The organism is Bradyrhizobium commune (assembly GCF_015624505.1).
Classification (GTDB): domain Bacteria; phylum Pseudomonadota; class Alphaproteobacteria; order Rhizobiales; family Xanthobacteraceae; genus Bradyrhizobium; species Bradyrhizobium commune.
Window position 1 is genome coordinate 1563985 of record NZ_CP061379.1, and the last position, 19221, is coordinate 1583205.

Here is a 19221-nt window from a genome sequence, read left to right on the forward strand (position 1 = left end):
CGAGAGTGGCTCGTTTGGACTAACCACTGTTTCATCCCGCAGCTTCGCCGCGCGAAACGACGGCGGAACGATCGTCGGATTGGGTCTCGCTGCGCCGAAAGCGAAGCTGGCAAGTCCGGGCGCCCGCTGACATGGAAGGTGATCATTGGCCTCACGGCTCGTGCGACGGGGCCGGGCGAAACCTGGCACGCTTGCGGACACGAGCGTCGGAATTTTTCGAAAGCCTGTCTGTGGCAGAGCTCGTGCGTCAGGCGCACCGGCATCTGTGGATCTCGGACTGGATGAGGATCGCAGACGACTACCGCACATTCGCCGAAACCGCGCGCGAAGATCGCTCCACCCTGATTGCGCTGGAAGCGTGGCTGTGCTCGCTGACGGCGGTCGAAGTCGCGAGGAGCTTGTCCTGTCCGGGAGATTTCGCGACGGACGACCTCGTGGAGAAGGTCGGTGTCAGCCTGAAGGGATTCAAGGACGACGCAGGTCCGGCAATCGAGCGCGTGAAGATCGATGGCTTCGATCAAGGCGAGCTCACCGGCTTCTTTCTGCCGGCGTGCCATGGGTCTCTCGCACCTGTGGTCCTCTGCATCGGTGACGAGGACATCATGCAGGGCTCGATGATGAGCAGGCTGTTGCCAGCCTCGCTCCGCCGCAACATGTCGCTCCTGCTGATCGATGTCGGCAATTCATCCGCGCGTCTCCCCCTCAAGCCGGCGCATATCCTTCAATGCTGGCTGGACTATCTGGAGGCTCGCGGGGATATCGATCCGCGGCGGATCGCGGTCTATGGCGAAGGCGCGGGCGCCAGCCATGCGTCCCGCCTTGCCGTCTTGGATCGCAGGATCGCTGCCGCCGTGTGCGACGGTGGCATCATGACGCCGGTCATGCGCCGCGCGTCGCTTAGCCGGATCGCCGGCGCCGGGCAGGCCGTCGATAGCGGGGCCTCGACGGCGTTGGCGCCGTCGCGTCGGATAGCTTGTCCGCTTCTCGTGGTCGTCGGCAGTCGCTCGATGGTATGGGAGCAGGACGCGCTCGAGCTGCAAGCCGGCTACCGGCAGGCCGGAGCCGATTGCTCGGCCGTCGTGCCGAACTGCATCCCGCACCCCCTCGGCGAGGTCGAGAATTTCGTCGCGGTGGACGATTTCACGTTCGCGTGGCTCGACAGCAAGCTCGGAGCCGGGCGTCAGCTTGATCCCGTGACCTACCTCTAGCTCGCCTGCGGCCATCCTTCGAGGCGCCCGCCTCCGGCGGGCCCTCAGGATGAGGTCGCGTTCTGCCGCAAGATATCAGAGCCTCGTGGTGAGGAGCCCGCCGCGGCGGGCGTCTCGAGCCATGCAGGCCCAGCGGATCAGGATACGTCGATAGCCAGCAATCGCGCGGCGAGCCGCGCGTTCTTGGCAATCGTTGCGAGCGTGGCATTCAGGTCGGCCAGGGTCTTCTCGTCGAGCTCGTTGAACATGGTCGAGTTCAAGGCGAGCTTTCGTTTGGACAGTTTTTCGATTTCCGTCGTCGCCTTTGCCGTCAGCGACATCAGGACGAAGCGCGCGTCGTCTGCTCCCGGTCGCCGCGACAGGAAGCCGTCCTTTTCGAGCGTCTTGGTCTGGTTGGTCACGAAGGCCGGGTGGACGCGCAACTTGTTCGCAATGTCGATTCCAGCGACGCCGCGTCCCTCGTCCAGTTCAGTGATGGCCATCAGGATCAGCCATTGCGGCTCGGTAATGCCGAGCAGTCCGGCCCAGCTGGTGTGGATGTCCTCCAGCTGAGAGTGGATCTCGACGACATTCCAGATGAAGTCCGTAATCGCCCTGTCGAGTTTCTTCTCGATCATATGGTTCCCCCCGTTTCGCTTTGATCATTCTTTTAACGGGATATTTGGGGGGCGTCTCGACTATCGCGCAACGATGATGGCTTGGACATCGCGCGCTGGAAATCGTCGTGCAGTTTATTGCTTGCAAAAAACAATTAATCAAATTATCCCTTTTGGCACTCGATCTTTGCTGCTCTTGACCCTGTCGACAGGCGGCAATGTGAGACCTCCAAGAAAGCCCTCGGGATGCCCCCTGAGGGCTTTTTCTTTTTATTTCATGGATCTAACGCTGGGTCTGGTCGCCCCTGTTGCCCTCAGGCAACATCCCGTATCGAAGTTTCGATTCACTAAATCAATAAATTGAGGCGATTGTTTTTATAAACTATATGTGAAGCCACGACGGAGGGGGGGCACCTCGCTGTCGTTTCAGTCCGGACCTTCAGTGCGGACCTGAATTGAACGGAAATTGAAGAGGGTAAAGCGGCGTCCCCCGAAGGGGCCGAGCCCCCTGAACCGACCTGGAGGTTTATCTAATGAAGTTGACGAAGACGCTCTTTCTCGGCACGGCCGCCGGCCTGATGGCCGTCTCCGGCGCGTTCGCAGCCGATCTTCCCGTGAAGGCCAAGGCGGTCGAATACGTGAAGATCTGCTCGCTGTACGGCGCCGGCTTCTACTACATCCCGGGCAGCGACACCTGCATCAAGCTGGGTGGCTACCTGCGCGCCGACGCGGTGTTGGGCTCCAACTCGGACTTCAATCCGAACCAGAGCGGTACTGCCGGTGCTCGCAACCGCCTGATGAACTACTACACCTTCCGCGCTCGTGAAGACCTCAACATCGACACCCGCACCGCGACCGAGTACGGCGTGGTCCGCACGTTCTTCGATGGTGTCTTCACCTGGACGACCGGCAACTATACCCCCACCGGTTCGGCAACGGGCGCGACCCAGTACAGCGGTACGCTCGGTCTCAACGCTGCGGGCACCGGCCTCGTCGGTTCGGGCAGCGGCAACGTCAACGGCACCGACGGCAACACCTCGGCCGGTGCGCTCGGCGTGTACTACGCCTTCATCCAGTTCGCCGGCTTCACGATGGGTAAGGCCGTGTCGCAGTTCGACGCGCCCTGGACCAACTATCCCGGCAACATCACCGACAATCTCGTCGGCGGCAGCGGCACCGTTACCGGCGTCACCCAGTTTACCTACACGGCCGACTTCGGCCAGGGCATCACGGCGTCGTTCTCGGCGGAAGATGCGACGGCGTACTATCAGGCCGGTAACCTGAATATGACCGGCGCGACTGCGGGTGGCATGATCGGCGGCTCGTACGGCACCAACGCGATCGGCGGTTCACGTTCGCCGAACCTCGTCGCTCAGTTGCGTGTCGACCAGGCCTGGGGCCTGTTCCAGGCGTCGGTGGCTGCGCATGACAACCACGTTGCCTATTACGGCGCGACCGAATCGACTGGCCACCCCGACGACAAGTGGGGTTGGGCGGTTCAGCTCGCTCTGTCGATCAAGAACATCCCGACCGGCGCGGGTGACACGATCAACATCCAGGGCGTCTACACCGACGGTGCGACCCGCTACAACTTCCAGAACCTGTCGGGCAGCAGCTACTCGCTGTTCGGTGGCTCGGGCCTTGCCGGTGCCTACGGCAGCATCGGCTTCGCCAACGCTCCGGACACGGTGTACATCACCGGCAGCTCGCAGGAGACGGTCAAGACCTGGGGCTTCCGTGGCGCCTACACCCACAACTGGAATCCGGCCTGGAACTCCGCGATCTACGGTGCCTACGCTCAGGCCCAGTTCGGCACGCTGGCCAAGACCACGCTCTGCGGTGCTGGTGGCGCTGGCGGCGTGTTCGGCGGGCTCGCCGGCGTGACCTCCTGTAACCCGGACTTCGCGATCGGCCAGATGGGTCTCGTCACCCGCTGGACCCCGGTCAAGAACCTGACGTTCTCGGCCGACCTCTCCTGGACGCACCTCGACCAGAAGTATGCCGGCACGGTTGCGTTCACGCCGTCCGGTACGACCGCCAAGCCGACCGCGACCTACGAGCTGAAGGATCAGGACTCGATCGCCATGATCCTTCGCGCTCAGCGCAACTGGTAAGATCTGTCGAACCAATCGAACGAACACCCGGCGGGAAACCGCCGGGTGTTTTTTATTGGCGGGACGATTCGTAGCCCGGATTGCGCTGCGCTCCATCCGGACTACGGGACTGATTGTTACGGTGCCCGACGGGCAAAACACTTGCGAACGCCGTCAAGCCGCGCTCGCAAAAATATTCGACTTTACAGAAATTCGGAAATGTCGTATGTGTCGCGGTATCCCGGCTCATCCTTGAGGGGCGATCTCGTGTCGTCTTGATTGCGAGCCGGGCTTGCGGTGGACGCGGGCAGCGTCGGGCGCGAGAGGTGCGGGCAGGGCGGGTAGTCCCTGTGAGCCCGAAACCGCGTGCCGACGAGCGGCGCTGTCAGGTTCGTCTCGCCAGCAAGTTTCCGGCTCTGTCGACAGGGCTGGAAAAACTGCGGCGAACACGCGAACCGTGCGTACGGCAAAACCGTGTGGTCCTGGCCGTCGTTGCTACGGTCAAGTGCTTTGCGGATGCGGCATGCGCGCCAACCGGCGCGGTGTCGGCGACTTCTGCAGGCGCGAGGGAGGCCAGAAGGAAAGTTCGGCTCCCGGGAGAGCACGGCATAAGCCGTCCGACCATCGCGCAGGGAAGGCCGAGTGATTGGCACCACCTGTATGCTGCTGTGCGGTTCTTTTGCGCTACCATTTCGCGCAGCAGACCGCGGGTGCGAGGTCAGCACCCGGTCTTCCCTGCGCCCTCTTGGATCAGAGGGTGAAGAGACAAAGCAAAGCTCGGGCGAATTGCGCCGCGAGGATGCGAAGGCGCGTCTGCGAGTTGAAGTGCGAATTGGAGAAGGCGATGCTGCCCCTTGCTCCGTCATTGCGAGCGCAGCGAAGCAGAGTCTCTCAGCCCTGGCTTGCCATCCGCGTGCGGTCGATGTGCTCCTCGATCTTGGGGCGGTCGCGGGTTCGCTCGAAACTGGTGCACAGGAGCTCGGTCTCATCGAGCGAGATGGGGGCGCGATACAACCGGCACATGAACTCGGCGGTGGTGCGCCCCTTGCCGGTGCCCGGGCTGCGCTCGGCCAGGAACATGCAGTCCCGGCAGATGCTGGCATCGAGCCGCTGATGGGCCGCATCGAGGTGATTGAGGATCTCGCGCAGCGAGTCGCGCAGCCTGACGCATTCGTCGGTCCCGAGCGCCGTGACAGCATTCACCACGTGATTGATCGGATCATGCTGGCTCAGGCATTTCTCACCCTGTGGGGTGACGTGCAGCACGACGGAGCGCTTGTCCTCAAGCGACGGCTTGCGGACCAGGAACGACTTGCTCTCCAGCGTCTTCACGATCTGCGATGCGGTTGCCCTGGTCGCGCCGATGAAGCCGGCGAGCGCGGACGGCGTGCGCGAGAAGCGGTTGGCGCGGCCGAGAAAGCGCAGCGCCATCCATTCCCGATCGCGCAATCCGTGTTGATTGCCTTCGAAATACCAGGCTCTGGCCGCCTGAACCAGCAGCTCGACTGCTTCGCGTGCCAACGGCATGAATTCCTACCTTGCCCCGGGAATCACGTCTGCGGCGCCCCGAAGCCGCTTGCCGTCATCGCGCACGATTTGACCGTGACATGCCGAACGCCCGTCGATGTCCGATGACAACGCTGTGCCCGTCTCTTGCGCAAAGGCACGAACTGCCGGGCAACCGACTTGGATTGACGAGCGCTGGAGGATACGGCGCGAGATGCGGTGTCGCTGATCACTTGCCAGCAGTGGCGTCGTCGAACGAAAGCCCGAGCTGCCGTCACTGCCGGACGATGGATCGGAAATGTTCAACCGTAGCCCCTGAGTTCAAGTCACAAGCAGACGTTTCTTATGGCCCACCGAAACGATGAATGAGCTTCTCAACAAAATCAAGTAGAGACACTCTTTCGAGACTGGATGTCGTTGCACACGAATGTAACGTTCAAGACAATCTTGCTGTTCGGGACACATGATGGTGAACACAACACGCGATCTAGCAGGCTAGACGCAGCTAGTTCTACGACGGCTTCATTGCACGCGTATTGCTGTTCGCAGTTGATGCAAGTTGATCGATGCTTGTGCATGACAGGCGAAAACTGTCGCCGAGTCATCCACAACTTGCGTGATCTGCTCGGAGAATCGCCAAGGGAACGACAGGGGAACTCGGAACAATTGCACGCGGCGGTTGTCGTGGCATCGCATCCGGAGTATGATCCCCGGATCGTTGTCCACGACTGTGTCTCGTTGCTCATCCGAACGGCTGAGACCGACGCGGCGAACATGGTTGGCAATCAAACGCAAAGGCCGGCTGCGCAACGCGACGACATTCGCTGCGCGAATCTCCGGATGCGGGCACAGACGTGCGCGCTGTGCTAACCGCCCTTGAGCGCGTCTCTCAGCTCGCGGAACGGATCGGCGCTCGGCGCAGCCGAGGCGTCCTGTCGCATCGCGTTGTAGATTCGCGGGACCATGTCGACGGCCTGATCCAGGCTCGAATCACGCCCCGACTGATAACCGCCCATCAGGCGAAGGTCGCGCGTATCCTCGTATTTGGCGATCAGGGAGCGCAACTTGCTCACCAATTCGCGCTCCTCGGGGTCCCAGACGTTATGGGCGAGGCGGGAGACCGAGGCCAGGACGTCCACGGCCGGATAGCGTGCCTGGTCGGCAATATGCCTCGAAAGCACGATGTGCCCATCGAGCGTGCTGCGAATCGTGTCGGCGATCGGCTCGTTGTGATCGTCGCCGTCGACCAGCACGGAGAAGATGCCGGTGATCGTCCCGGAGCCCTCCTCGCCGGGCCCGGCGCGTTCCAGAAGGCGCGGCAGGTCGGTAAAGACCGTCGGTGCGTAGCCGCGCGCGACCGCGGGCTCGCCGGCGGCGAGCGCGACCTCGCGGGCGGCGTGGGCGAAGCGGGTGATCGAATCGACCACCAGCAGGACCGATTCGCCGCGGTCGCGGAAATACTCGGCGACTGCCATCGCCGTCTTCGGGGCCAGCCGCCGCATCATCGGGCTTTCATCGCCCGTCGATACGATGGTGACGGCGCGGTTGCGGTCGGCGCCCAGCACGTCTTCGATGAATTCCCGCACCTCGCGGCCGCGCTCGCCGACCAGCGCCAACACGACGGTGTCGAAGCCCTGGCTGCGGGCGAGCATCGCGAGCAGCGTCGATTTGCCGACGCCGGAGCCGGCGAAGATGCCGACGCGCTGGCCGGCGCAGATTGGCGCGAACAGGTCGATGACGCGGACGCCGGTGCGCAGCGGCTTGTGGACGCGCGCCCGCTTCATCGCCGGCGGCGCCTCCGTCTCCGCCGAGACGGCGCGCGATCCCGGGGTGAGCGGGCCCTGTCCGTCCAGCGGCGCGCCGAGCGCGTTGATGACGCGGCCCTTCCAGCTCGGATCCGGTGCGAAGGACAGAGGCGGCATGCGGTAGGCGACCGAGCCGAGCCCGCCGGCGAATTGCCGGTCGAACGGTTTTGCGACGATACCATCGCTGTCGATGCGGACCACCTCGCCGATCTGGGGGCGGCCGCCCGTATTGACGCCGATCAGCTCGCCGAGCCTGACGAAGCGCGACAGCCCGGAGACGCGAAAATGCGTCGGCGCGATCTCGGAGATCGCGCCGCTGATGCTTGCAAGCGGCGTGCTCTGCTGGAGCTCCAGCAGCGCCCACTCAAGTTGCCGGAGAGCGTTCAAGGAAACTGTCCACCCAAATTACGCGCCACGCGCAGCCTACTTGCCCGGATCGCCCAGCGTCCGGATTGCATTGTTGAGCTCGCTCTCGGTACCCTCGATCATCGAATTGGTGCCGTCAAAGGCGCGCGAGGCCGACATCAGCTTCGTCAATTCCATCATCGGATTGGCGCCCGAGCCCTCGACATAGCCTTGCTTGAAGCCGTCCCGGCTGAAATCGGCGATGGCAGTCGCGGGCCGGTCGGGCGTGACGCCGGAATTGCCGTAGCGGTCGAGACTGGCGTCAGCGGGAATGTTGAACAGGCCGATCGTGCCGATCTCGTTGTTGTCCTGGGTGATGGCGCCGCTGCGCGAGATCGAGACCGGTCCCCCGTTCGGGTCGAGCGTGAGCTGCGCGCCGCCGGAATCGATGACGGGGAAGCCCGACACGGTCTGAAGGTCGCCATTGGGGGCGATCTGGAGCCGGCCGTCACGGGTATAGACCGTGCCGTTCGGGCCGGCGAAGGCGATGAAGCCCTCTCCGACCACGGCGACGTCGAGCGGATTGCCGGTCTCAGTGATGTTGCCCTGCTCGCGCGAGATGATGTTGTCGCCGGGCGAGGAGAACGCGACCGGATTGGTGCCGGCCTTGGACAGGATGGTCTCGAACTTCACCACGTCGGTGCGAAAGCCGGACGTGTTGACGTTGGCGACGTTGTTGGCGATCGTCTGGAGGCGCTTCTCCAGCGCGACCTGCGCCGACAATCCCACATAAAGGGCCGATTGCATGACTTACCTTCCGATCCGGATCGACTGAAGCTTCGAGAGCATGTCGGTGTCCAGGCTGACCGAGGTCGACGCGCCGCCGATCAGGATCAGAGCAGGGTTGGTCGAGGTGCCGTTGGCGGCGTTGTCCTGGGCCTGGGTCGCATCCCACATCGCAGCGAAGCGCTGCACGAATTTGGTGACCTTGGTCGGGTCCTGCAAATCGGCGAGATTGAGCTTGTTCGTGATCATCTTGGCCTGGGCGTCGATGTCGCCCGAGCTGACGGTCGGAGACCAGCCGAACGTGGTCTGGACCACTTGCGTCAGCGCCTTGTCGGCAAGGATCTGGTAGGCGCTGGTGATCGAGGAGGCTTTGCGCGTGAAGTAGAGCGCCAGCCGCAGGCCCTCGTTCTGGTCGCCGGCGCTCTGCTCCAGCGTCTGGGTGGCATATTGGGTGGCCGTGCCGGTCGTGGCCTGGGTGGCCTGGGTGGCGTTGGCGCCAAGGGCTGCGAAATTGAAGGCGGCTGCAAAATCGCGGTAGCGGGTATCGGTCAGCTTGTTGGCGAACGTGTCCTTGGTCGCGATACCCTCGGTCAGCACCTTGCGCATGAACGCCTTGGCGTAGGTCATGTCGCTGAGGCCGTAGGCCTTCATCGCATAGGAGTAGAGGCGATAGTCCTTCAGGAAATCGTCGATGCTCTTCACCTTGCCGATATTGGCAAGATAGTAGGCGGTATCGCGGCTGACGTCCGGCTGCTGCGCGACCTGCGTCAGCGACTTGCCCATGTCCTTGGTCAGTCTGGTGTAGTCCGCGATGGTGGATAGCATGACACACGCCCCTGTGGCCGCTGTTGCGACATCGTTGCAAGCTGCCGCGAGTTGCTTGCGCGGGGCTGGCGACCCGGAAGCCAGCTTCGCGCAAGGCTCGCCGACTAGATATTTCCGATGGGATCGGCGATGGAGTGGCGCGTTGCTCAGTTTCGTGGGGATTTTCATCACGGTAGCGGCACTGCTCGGCGGATTTGCCGCCATGGGCGGGCATCTGGCCGTGCTGATGCAGCCGTGGGAGTTCGTGATCATCATGGGCACCGCGGTCGGAACCTTCATCGTGGCCAACCCGTGGAAGACGGTAGTGGACACCGGGCTTGCCTGCGTCCAGGCCGTCACCGGCGCGGTGCCCGGTGAGCGCTACTATCTCGATTTGCTCGGCGCACTTCATGCGCTGATGCGGGAGTTGCGCGGCAAGGGCCGCAACGAGGTCGAGGCCCATATCGACGACCCCTCGTCCTCCGAGATCTTCAAGGCGTTCCCGAGCGTGCTCGGCGATGCCGCGCTGCTCCAGTTCATCTGCGACTATGTTCGTCTGATCATCATGGGCAATGCGCGCACCCACGAGATCGAAGCGCTGATGGATGAGGAAATCCATACTATCGTGAAGGGCAAGCTGACACCCTATCATGCGCTGGTCGTGGTGTCCGAGGCGCTGCCGGCGCTCGGCATCGTCGCCGCGGTGCTCGGCGTCATCAAGGCCATGGGTGCGCTCGATCAGTCGCCGAAACTCCTCGGCGGCTTCATCGGTGCGGCGCTGGTCGGCACCTTCGCCGGCATCTTCCTGTCCTACGGCATCATTTCGCCCTTCGCGCTCAAGATCAAGATGACGCGCGAAAAGAAGTGCCGGCCCTACATCATCGTCAAGCAGACGCTGCTTGCCTTCATGAACGGGGCGATGCCGCAGATCGCCGTCGAGCACGGTCGCAAGATGATTGCGAGCTCAGAGCGTCCCTCGATCGACGTCGTCGAGAATGAGACGATCGCGGGTCCCAAGGCCGTCGTCACTGATGCCGAACCCAAGGCTGCACGCGCATGATGATGGAAGACGTCGACGTCGATCAGCGCAAGCAGCTGCCGAACTACCTGCTGGACGCTGCCGGCATCTCGATCGAACGCATGCCGATGCTCAATGTTATCTTCGATCGCATGGCGGCAACGTGCACCGACAGCCTGCAGCCGATGGCGGGAACGCCCTGCTATTTCTCGGTCAACGGCATCACCAACGATCGTGTCGGCGACATCATCAAGGACTACGAGGGCAACGCGGTCGCCGCCGTGCTCTATGCCGAACAGTGGGACTCCCGCGTCATGATCGTGCTCGACCGTGACTTCGTGTTCACGATGGTCGAGGCGATGTTCGGCTCCGACGGCGCCGAGCCGCCGCTCGACGTCGAGCGCTCCTTCTCCAACATCGAAATTCGCCTGGTCCAGGCGCTGTTCGAGCGGTTCGCAAAGGCGCTGCAATCCGCCTTCGCCGGCACGTCCAACGTCACCTTCCGTGTCGAGCGGGTCGAGACCGCGATGGCATCGCTCGCGATCGGACGCAGCGGCAACATGTCGATCTGCGCCAACATCATGCTGCAGGCGCTCTACCGCGGCGGCCAGATGTTCCTGATCATCCCGCATTCCGCACTCAATCCGCTGCGGCAAAAGCTTGCCACCGTCGTCGTCAGCGACGGCCGTGCGGCTGATCCGCGCTGGCGAGAGCAGATGGAGAGCGAGGTCCACCGGACCGAAGTGACGTTGAGCGCGGTGCTCGACGAGAAGATGATTTCCCTCGAAGACGTCGTGAAGTTCAAGGTCGGGCAGGTGCTCGAGCTTGAGGCCACGCCGCGCACGCTGGCGCGGCTGGAGAGCAACAACCAGGTGCTGTTCTGGTGTCAGATCGGTCAGCTTGATGGCTATTACGCCATGCAGGTGGCAGATCCCGTCGATCAGAAGCGGGAGTTCGTCGATGATATCCTATCTCGTTGATGCCGTGCTGCTGATCGCGCTCGGCTTCACCAGCATGCGGGTGACCAGGATGCACCGCGAGCTGGCACGGTTGCGCAGCTACCAGGGTGAATTCTCGACCATCGTCCAGGAGACTGCGGGCGCCTTCGATACGGTCATCACCGCGGCTCACGACTCGACCGCAAATCTCGGGCGGCTCGCCAACGTGCTGAGCACGAAGATCGATCAGGCCCACGAGGCGATCGCAGCGCTCGACGCGCGGAACGGACTCGTTTCGCCGGCGACCGCGCACGGTGCCGACGCAAACAAGCATTGAGATCGAACCCGGCAGAACCATTGCGAGCGGAACGTCGCGGCGCTCCGGGAGTGGAAATACCAAGAGGCGATACCAAATGGCGCAATCCTTCGACTACGAATCTGCATCGGCACCCGGAGACGCCGAGACGTCTCCGCTGGAGCGGCTGGCCGAGATCGCCGCGCGCACCGCGGAGGAGACCGGCAAGTTCGCCAATGTCGATGCCATCCTACGCATCCCCGTCACCATGCAGGTGGTGCTGGGATCCGCGACCATCCCCGTCGCGAATCTGATGAAGCTCGGCCGTGGCGCCGTGGTTCCGCTGGACCACCGCGTCGGCGAGCCGGTCGACGTCGTGGTCAACGGCCGCGTCGTCGCGCGCGGCGAGGTGGTCGTCGTCGAGGAGGACAATTCCCGCTTCGGTGTCTCGCTGACCGAGATCGTCGGACCGCTGGGACAGGGTGATTCCTGACCATGGCGGCACAGGTCGGCATCGCCCCCATCAAGCAGCGAGGCGTTGCCACGCTGGGCGGGACGGAAAAGGTCGCCGCACTCCTGCTGGCCATGGGCCGGCAGGCGGCCGCGAGCGTGCTCGCGCAATTCGAGCCGCAGGACATTCGCATCGTCACCAAAGCCGCAGCCGAACTGCGGCCGATCACGGCGCAGGAGCTGGAAGCGATCGTCGAAGAGTTCGCGCAGCAGTTCTCGATGGGTGCAAACATCCTCGGGACGCTTGGCGGGCTCGAGGCCGTGCTCGGTGACGTGCTGCCGGCAGATCAGGTCACGGCGATCATGTCGGACCTGCTCGGCAATTCAAGCCGGTCGGTGTGGGACCGCGTCTCGTCAGTATCGGAAAATTCGCTGGCGAGCTACCTCTCCAAGGAGCATCCGCAGACCGCGGCGCTGATCTTGTCCAAGGTCAAGCCGTCCTGCGCCGCCAAGGTGATGAGCCAGCTGCCATCGAGCCTGCGCAATGAGCTGATGCGGCGCGTGCTGAGCCTCAAGCCGATCGTCGACGACGCCATGAGGGTCCTCGAGAAGACCCTGCATGAGGACCTGACGCTCAATTTCGCCCGCAACCTCGGCGCCGACACCTATGCCCGTGTCGCCGACATCATCAACAAGATGGAGCGCGGTCACATCGAGGACATGCTGAAGAGCCTGTCGGAGAAGCGGCCGAAGTCGGCAGAAGTGCTGAAGGAGCTGTTGTTCACCTTCGACGACGTGGTCAATCTGACGCCGAAGGCGCGCACCATGATCTTCGATCAGGTGCCGACCGACCGCATCGTCGTCGCCTTGAAGGGCACCGACAAGCACTTCCGCGAGCTGATCCTCTCCTCGGTCGCCTCGCGCGTCCGCCGCGTCGTCGAGCACGAGCTCGCGATCGGCGAGCCCTCGAACCAGCGCGATGTGCTGGAAGCGCGCCGCGTGATCACCGATCTCGCGCTCGACCTGGCAGAGAAGGGCGAGATCGAACTCAACCCCGAGCAGGAGGATGAGCTGGTCTTCCGCTGACCGCTGAACGGGCATGGCAGAGACATCCGACCAGGAGAGCAAAACAGAAGAGCCGACCGAGAAGAAAGTCCGCGATGCGCTCGAACAGGGCAATATTCCGGTCTCTCGGGAGGCGTCCATCTTTGCGTCCATGGCGGCGCTGATGGTGATTCAGGCCTTCCTGATCGGCCAGGGCGTGCAGCAACTGACGCCGACCTTGAAGAGCTTTATCGACGACCCCGACGGCTTCCCGCTCAGCACCGCGGCGGACGCGCAGAACCTTCTCACCGTGGTGGGACTTCAGGCGCTGCGATTCCTGGTGCCTCTCGTTGTCATCCTGGCGGTATTCGGGTTGGCGGCGTCGCTCCTGCAAAACGCACCCAGCCTGGTGCTCCAGCGTATCATGCCAGACCTCTCGCGAATCTCCCCGGCCAGCGGTTGGAGCCGGATCTACGGTAGTCAGGGCCTCGTGGAATTCGCGAAATCGCTGTTCAAGCTCGTGTCGGTGACCGTCGTCGTCGCCTTCGTGCTGCGCTCGTCGGAAGCGCGGGCGTTCGAAGCGATGTACACCGATCCCGTCGCTCTGCCGGAGATGATCCTCACCATCGCGATGCGGATCGTTTCGGCAATCTGCATCGCGACGATCGTGCTGGTTGCGATCGACCTCGCCTGGGCGCGCTTCCACTGGCGGCGCGAGCTGCGCATGACGAGGCAGGAGATCAAGGACGAGCACAAGCAGGCCGAAGGCGATCCGTTGATCAAGGCACGCCTGCGCTCGCTGGCGCGCGACCGATCGCGCCAGCGAATGATTGCCTCCGTGCCGCGCGCGACCTTGGTGATCGCGAACCCGACCCATTTCGCCGTCGCGCTGCGCTATCAGCGTGAGGAGAACGCGGCCCCGCTCGTGGTGGCCAAGGGCATGGACGTGATCGCGCTGAAGATCCGCGAGGTCGCCGAGCAGAACAGGATTCCGGTGATCGAGAACAAGGCTCTCGCGCGCGCGCTCTACGAAGCGGTGCAGGTCGACCAGGTGATTCCGTCCGAGTTCTTCCGTCCGGTCGCCGAGATCATCTACTTCCTCCAGTCGAAGCAATCGCCGCGTCCCGAGAAGGTTCAGTAGATTTCCGGGGACCGTGTCCGCTGCATCAGCCTGGGGAAAGCTTGCAGCCCTAAGTTCATCCCGAACAGACCAGAATGGGACTGCCGTGGGACCGTTATATCTCTTCGAACTCGCATCGTCGCAGGCGCGCTGGCTCGAGCTACGTCAGTCGACCATCGCCGCCAACGTCGCCAACGCCAATACGCCGGGCTTCAAGGCGCGCGATGTCGAACCGTTCAACAAGGTGCTCGACGGAACGCCGGTGCGGCTCGCGACGACATCGCCGACGCACATGCAGCTTTCGCCTGCCGAAACCGATACGCGGGCGACCGCGAAGAAGGACAGCTGGGATGTCGTTCATTCCGGCAACTCGGTCAGCCTCGAGCAAGAGATGATCAAGGGCAGCGACGTCAACCGCGACTACTCCATGAACTCGGCGATCGTGCGGTCATTTCATCGCATGCTGCTCGCCGGCGCGAAGACCTGAGGTGAACTGACATGCTGGATGCCCTACAGGCGTCGTTGACGGTCGCGAGCTCCGGGCTCGAGGCGCAATCGACGCGCATGCGCGTCGTCTCGGAAAACCTCGCGAATGCGAGCTCGACCGGGCGCACTGCCGGTGCCGATCCGTATCAGCGCAAGACGATCACCTTCGACGCCGCGATGGATCGTGCCTCGGGCACGCAGCTTGCGAAGGTCAAGGAGATTGGGGTCGACACCACGCCCTACCGCGTCGAGTACGATCCGGGCCACCCCGCCGCCGACAAGGCCGGCTACGTCAAGATGCCCAACGTCAACATGATGATCGAGATGGCCGACATGCGGGAGGTCAACCGGTCCTATGAAGCCAATCTCCAGGTGGTGAAACAGGTGCGGTCGATGCTGGGCATGACCGTCGACCTTCTGAGGAGCTGACAATGTTAGAGGCGATTGCATCCACCGCGATCTCGGCAGGGCAGGCGGCGTTCCGTGCGACCGAAACGCAGGCCATCGCGCCGGCCGCGCCGACTGCGGTCCAGGCGAGCGACGATGTCGGCTTCGAGGCGGTGATGAAGCAGGTGACCACCGACGCGATCGGAACGCTGAAGACGGGCGAGGCGGCATCGATCTCGGCGATGCAGGGCAAGGAATCGACGCGGCATGTCGTCGAGGCGTTGATGTCGGCAGAGCAGGCGTTGCAGACGGCGGTCGCGGTTCGCGACAAGGTCGTGCAGGCCTACCAAGAAGTCGTTCGTATGTCGATTTGATCTAAAGGAATGATGCTGTGAAATCGCTCGCCATCGCGGCCACGGGCATGAATGCCCAGCAGACCAATATCGAGGTCATCGCGAACAACATCGCCAACATCAACACGACGTCGTACAAGCGGGCGCGTGCGGAATTCACCGATCTGTTCTACCAGATGGACCGCATGCAGGGCGTCGCCAACGTCAACGGCTCCTCCCCGATCCCGGAAGGCGCCAATCTCGGCCTCGGCGTCAAGTCGGCTGCGATCCGCAAGCTGCACATCCAGGGTGCCTTGACCCAGACCGGGAACCCTTACGACCTCGCGATCAACGGCCGCGGCTGGTTCCAGGTGCTCGGCCCGAACAACGAGGTGGAATACACCCGCGCGGGCTCGTTCAACACCAACGCCAACGGCCAGCTGGTGACGATGGACGGCTATCTGCTGGATCCCACCATCACGGTGCCGCAGGGAACGGTGCAGGTCACGGTCAACCAGACCGGTCAGGTGTTTGCCAAGCTGGACACCGAAGTGAACCCGCGGCAGATCGGCCAGCTCAACCTCGCCAATTTCGCCAACGAAGCGGGCCTCGAGCCGCTGGGCAGCAATCTCTATCGCGAGACCACGGCGTCGGGCGCGCCGGTCGTCGGTCTTCCCGGCGATGCCGGCTATGGCAAGATCAACCAGCAATATCTCGAGGCCTCGAACGTCGATCCCGTCAAGGAAATCACCGAGTTGATCTCGGCGCAGCGCGCCTATGAGATGAATGCCAAGGTCATCCAGGCGTCGGATGAGATGGCGCAGACGGTATCGAAGAATCTCAGTCGCTAGTTCCGGTGTGTCCATGTTGAACAGGGTAGGCCTGATCGTGCGCGGGGTGGCCGCTGCGCTGCTGGTTTTCGCGTCCGTGCGGATGGTCGCGGCCGAGGAGAAGCGCCTCCCCGTGCCGGCGGTATCGATCCGTGCCGGCGATCTGATCAGGGACGACATGATCACCGAGCGCGCCTTCTCGCCGAACGCGCTCGGCGTCGCCATGTTCATCGAAGGGCGTCAGGTCCTGGTTGGGCGCATGGCGCGGCGCGCGCTGCTGCCCGGCCAGCCGATCCCGACCAGCGCGGTCGAAGATCCCTTCACCATCGCTCGCGGCGCCATGGTCAAGGTCGTGGTCGAAGACTCCGGTCTGTCGATCGTGGCCTACGGCGCGGCCATGCAATCGGGTGCGCCGGGTGCCCTCATCACCGTGCGAAACACCGACACTGGCGTGATCATCAGGGCCATCGTCCAGCCGGACGGCACCGTCAAGGTCGCGGACGGGTCATGATCAGAGTCCTGCTCGCGCTCGTCCTCATCCTGTCCGCCGCCACCGCCCAGGCCGCCGTCCGCATCAAGGACATCGCGGACATCAAGGGGCTGCGCGAAAACCAGATCGTGGGTTACGGCCTCGTCATTGGTCTGAACGGCACTGGCGATACCCTACGCAATGCGCCCTTCACGGAACAGTCGCTTCAGTCGATGCTCGAGAACATGGGCATCAATGTCAGGAACGAGACCACTAGCACGAACAATGCGGCGCGGCCGACGACGCTGCGCACGCGCAACGTCGCCGCCGTGATGGTGACGGCGGACCTGTCGCCCTCGATCGGACCGGGCGAGCGGATGGACGTGACGGTGTCGTCGCTGGGAGATGCGACGTCGCTGCTGGGCGGCACGCTGGTGATGACGTCGCTGCGCGCCGCTGACGGTGCGGTCTACGCGGTGGCCCAGGGCGCGGTCACGGTCGCCGGCTACAGCGTCGGAGGCCAGGCCCAGAACGTCAGCCAGGGCACTCCGACCGCGGGCCGCATTCCGAATGGCGCGCTGGTCGAGCGCGAGGTGCAGGGAAGCCTCCACGAGATGGAGTTCCTGGTGCTGGAGCTGAAAAACCCCGACTTCGTCACCGCAACGCGAATCCTCGACGCCGTCAATCGCTATGCCGGCGGCCGCTATCGCGCCCAGATCGCCTTCGAGCGCGACTACCGGACGATCGTGCTGTCCAAGCCGCGCTACGTCGGCCCGGTCCGCTTTCTCGCCGAGATCGGCGAGCTGACCGTCGAACCCGACACGCCGGCGCGGGTGGTGATCAACGAACGCACCGGCACAGTGGTGATCGGACGCGACGTGCGAATCTCGACCGTCGCCGTGACGCACGGCAATCTGACCGTTCGTGTCACGGAGCTGCCCGTGGTGTCGCAGCCGGCACCGTTCTCGCAAGGCCAGACGGTGGTCGTTCCGCAGACCGTGGTCGAGGCCAACGAGGCCGGATCGCAGGTAGCGATCCTGAGTGGTGTCGATCTCCAGCGCCTCGTGCGCGGGCTGAACCAGATCGGGTTGAAGCCGTCGGGTATCATCGCGATCCTCCAGGCAATCAAGACGGCCGGTGCGCTCCAGGCTGAAGTCATCGTCCAATGATGCATAAGCGTCGTGCAAGCTTGGTCGCTCAATGCTCTGGTCTCGACCGAGAATCGCACGCGGCCCGATGTTGAAGCTGGATCACAAAGCGCAAGTCCTCCTCCTGGTCGCGGCGTCCGCGCTGGCGGGCGCCCCGCCGGCGTTGGCGCTCGACGAGGCGAAGCCGTCGAGGCCGCTCAACCTGCTAGCTTTCGCGCGCGCGCGTGCGGCCGGGCCGCAGAAGCCGCACGCGCCGGTCACGCCTGCTCCGGGCGACAACGCACGAGCAACGGCCTGGGCCGCTGAAGATTCGGGCCCCGCGATCACCGGTGCCGTGCCGGCTCCCGAGACGCCCGCACCAGCGCCGGCGCCCGCGCGCCCGGCGAAGCCGGGCAACGTCACGGCGCCGCCGAAGCCGGCACTACCCCAGGCCGCAGCACCTGCGGACAACGAGGTCGCGCTGTTCTGCGGCAACGTGGCCGACCCCGCCGTCGACGCGAGGCTGGCCTGGCAGATCAAGGAACTGGAGAAGGCCGAGAGCCAGCTGCGAGAGCGGATCGCCGAAGTCGAGGCCAAGCGGGCCGAATACGAGAAGTGGATGGCGCTGCGCGACGACTTCCTGAAGAAGGCCGAAGCGCAGGTCGTCGAGATCTATTCGCGCATGAAGCCGGACGCTGCGGCAACACAGATCGCCGGCATGGCGGACGAGACCGCCGCCGCCGTGCTCGCCAAGCTCAGCCCGAGGAACTCGAGCGCAATCTTCAACGAGATGGATACGGCACGCGCGGCGCATCTCGCCGACCTGCTCGGCGGAATGCGTCGCGTGGATGACGGAAAGACCAAGTAGATGAAAAAGCCGATCCTCATCCTGTCGCTCGTGCTGTCACCGCTGTTTCTTGCCGGATGCTCCCATGATCCGGCAGAAATCCTGACCGGGCCGAAACTGTCGCCCGTGGGCAGTGGTCTCAGGGCGCCGGCCGATCCGATCCCGGTGACGCCCCGCATGCGCACGCCCGTCAGTTATCGCTCGACCTGGGACGACGGCACCGATCTCTACCGCGATCCGCGCGCCCGGCGCGTCGGCGACGTCGTGACGGTGATCATCTCGATGCAGGACAAGGCCAAGCTCGACAACAAGACCGACCGCTCTCGCGATTCGCAGATCCAGTTCGGGCTGAACTGGCTGATGGACGTTGCAGGATGGCAGGACAAGGGCCAGACCAACGCCAACCTCAACACCAACACCCAGATCAAGGGCAACGGCCAGATCGACCGCTCGGAGGACATCAAGCTTTCCATTGCCGCCGTCGTCACCGACGTGTTGCCGAACGGGAATATGATGATCAGCGGTTCGCAGGAGTTCGGCATCAACACGGAGATGCGCGTGCTCAACGTCGGCGGCATCGTGCGTCCACGCGATATCTCGCGAACCAACACGATCTCCTACGAGAAGATCGCGGAGGCGCGCGTGTCCTATGGTGGTCGCGGAAACCTGTCTGACGTGCAGCAGCCTGGGTGGGGACACCGGATCTATGACGCCGTGGCGCCGTTCTGAGCAGGG

General features: G+C 63.8%; 21 protein-coding genes. 16 read left to right on the forward strand and 5 right to left on the reverse strand.

The annotated features are described in order from the left end of the window. Positions 1–281: 281 nt before the first annotated feature. The gene (locus tag IC761_RS07415) at positions 282–1208 is read left to right on the forward strand and encodes an alpha/beta hydrolase (protein ID WP_368367101.1); all 927 of its coding nucleotides are present in this window, start codon (positions 282–284) and stop codon (positions 1206–1208) included. A 137-nt stretch (positions 1209–1345) separates the two neighbouring features. Here the strand turns inward: IC761_RS07415 and IC761_RS07420 are convergent, their stop codons facing one another. Next, positions 1346–1825: a MarR family winged helix-turn-helix transcriptional regulator gene (locus IC761_RS07420; protein WP_195802610.1), complete on the reverse strand. Its 480-nt coding sequence runs from the start codon at positions 1823–1825 to the stop codon at positions 1346–1348. Positions 1826–2337: 512 nt separating this feature from the next. On the opposite strand from IC761_RS07420, the gene IC761_RS07425 reads away from it, so the two are divergent. Next, on the forward strand, positions 2338–3918 hold the full coding sequence (locus IC761_RS07425; protein ID WP_195802611.1) for a porin: 1581 nt from the start codon (positions 2338–2340) through the stop codon (positions 3916–3918). Between the two features lie 870 nt (positions 3919–4788). Here IC761_RS07425 and IC761_RS07430 read toward each other — a convergent pair. The 4 genes from IC761_RS07430 to IC761_RS07445 all read right to left on the reverse strand — a co-directional run bounded on the left by IC761_RS07430 (position 4789) and on the right by IC761_RS07445 (position 9164). After that, entirely contained in the window at positions 4789–5424 is a 636-nt protein-coding gene (locus IC761_RS07430) for a MarR family winged helix-turn-helix transcriptional regulator (protein WP_195802612.1), read from the reverse strand. An 845-nt stretch (positions 5425–6269) separates the two neighbouring features. Next, a complete protein-coding gene (gene fliI, locus IC761_RS07435) occupies positions 6270–7595 on the reverse strand; it encodes a flagellar protein export ATPase FliI (RefSeq protein ID WP_195802613.1) in 1326 nt (441 codons plus the stop codon). A gap of 36 nt (positions 7596–7631) precedes the next feature. After that, positions 7632–8360 (reverse strand): flagellar basal-body rod protein FlgF, encoded by a 729-nt coding sequence (gene flgF / locus IC761_RS07440; protein ID WP_195802614.1) that lies wholly within the window; start codon positions 8358–8360, stop codon positions 7632–7634. 3 nt (positions 8361–8363) lie between these two features. Further along, positions 8364–9164, reverse strand: coding sequence for a DUF1217 domain-containing protein (locus IC761_RS07445; RefSeq protein WP_195802615.1), 801 nt, complete (start codon positions 9162–9164; stop codon positions 8364–8366). 142 nt (positions 9165–9306) lie between these two features. On the opposite strand from IC761_RS07445, the gene motA reads away from it, so the two are divergent. The 14 genes from motA to flgH all read left to right on the forward strand — a co-directional run bounded on the left by motA (position 9307) and on the right by flgH (position 19215). Further along, on the forward strand, positions 9307–10203 hold the full coding sequence (motA, locus tag IC761_RS07450) for a flagellar motor stator protein MotA (RefSeq protein WP_195802616.1): 897 nt from the start codon (positions 9307–9309) through the stop codon (positions 10201–10203). Continuing rightward, entirely contained in the window at positions 10200–11141 is a 942-nt protein-coding gene (locus tag IC761_RS07455; RefSeq protein WP_195802617.1) for a flagellar motor switch protein FliM, read from the forward strand. Before motA ends, IC761_RS07455 begins: the two co-directional genes overlap by 4 nt. Further along, positions 11122–11436 carry a hypothetical protein gene (locus IC761_RS07460; protein WP_195802618.1) on the forward strand — a complete coding sequence of 105 codons (315 nt, stop codon included), beginning with the start codon at positions 11122–11124 and terminating at the stop codon, positions 11434–11436. The genes IC761_RS07455 and IC761_RS07460 overlap by 20 nt, the downstream gene beginning before the upstream one ends. 76 nt (positions 11437–11512) lie before the next feature. Continuing rightward, positions 11513–11887: a flagellar motor switch protein FliN gene (gene fliN / locus IC761_RS07465; protein WP_195802619.1), complete on the forward strand. Its 375-nt coding sequence runs from the start codon at positions 11513–11515 to the stop codon at positions 11885–11887. Positions 11888–11889: 2 nt separating this feature from the next. After that, entirely contained in the window at positions 11890–12930 is a 1041-nt protein-coding gene (locus IC761_RS07470) for a flagellar motor switch protein FliG (protein WP_195802620.1), read from the forward strand. Between the two features lie 13 nt (positions 12931–12943). Next, entirely contained in the window at positions 12944–14029 is a 1086-nt protein-coding gene (flhB, locus tag IC761_RS07475) for a flagellar biosynthesis protein FlhB (RefSeq protein ID WP_195802621.1), read from the forward strand. Between the two features lie 85 nt (positions 14030–14114). Beyond that, positions 14115–14495: a flagellar basal body rod protein FlgB gene (gene flgB, locus IC761_RS07480; RefSeq protein WP_195802622.1), complete on the forward strand. Its 381-nt coding sequence runs from the start codon at positions 14115–14117 to the stop codon at positions 14493–14495. Positions 14496–14506: 11 nt separating this feature from the next. Further along, positions 14507–14923: a flagellar basal body rod protein FlgC gene (flgC, locus tag IC761_RS07485; RefSeq protein ID WP_195802623.1), complete on the forward strand. Its 417-nt coding sequence runs from the start codon at positions 14507–14509 to the stop codon at positions 14921–14923. 2 nt (positions 14924–14925) lie between these two features. After that, positions 14926–15255 (forward strand): flagellar hook-basal body complex protein FliE, encoded by a 330-nt coding sequence (gene fliE, locus IC761_RS07490; RefSeq protein ID WP_195802624.1) that lies wholly within the window; start codon positions 14926–14928, stop codon positions 15253–15255. A 17-nt stretch (positions 15256–15272) separates the two neighbouring features. Next, positions 15273–16064: a flagellar basal-body rod protein FlgG gene (gene flgG, locus IC761_RS07495; protein ID WP_195802625.1), complete on the forward strand. Its 792-nt coding sequence runs from the start codon at positions 15273–15275 to the stop codon at positions 16062–16064. 13 nt (positions 16065–16077) lie between these two features. Continuing rightward, positions 16078–16554: a flagellar basal body P-ring formation chaperone FlgA gene (gene flgA, locus IC761_RS07500; RefSeq protein WP_246791457.1), complete on the forward strand. Its 477-nt coding sequence runs from the start codon at positions 16078–16080 to the stop codon at positions 16552–16554. Continuing rightward, on the forward strand, positions 16551–17681 hold the full coding sequence (gene flgI / locus IC761_RS07505) for a flagellar basal body P-ring protein FlgI (RefSeq protein ID WP_195802627.1): 1131 nt from the start codon (positions 16551–16553) through the stop codon (positions 17679–17681). Before flgA ends, flgI begins: the two co-directional genes overlap by 4 nt. Before the next feature lie 67 nt (positions 17682–17748). Next, positions 17749–18507 carry a MotE family protein gene (locus IC761_RS07510; RefSeq protein WP_195802628.1) on the forward strand — a complete coding sequence of 253 codons (759 nt, stop codon included), beginning with the start codon at positions 17749–17751 and terminating at the stop codon, positions 18505–18507. After that, positions 18508–19215 (forward strand): flagellar basal body L-ring protein FlgH, encoded by a 708-nt coding sequence (gene flgH, locus IC761_RS07515; protein ID WP_195802629.1) that lies wholly within the window; start codon positions 18508–18510, stop codon positions 19213–19215. Positions 19216–19221 lie beyond the last annotated feature (6 nt).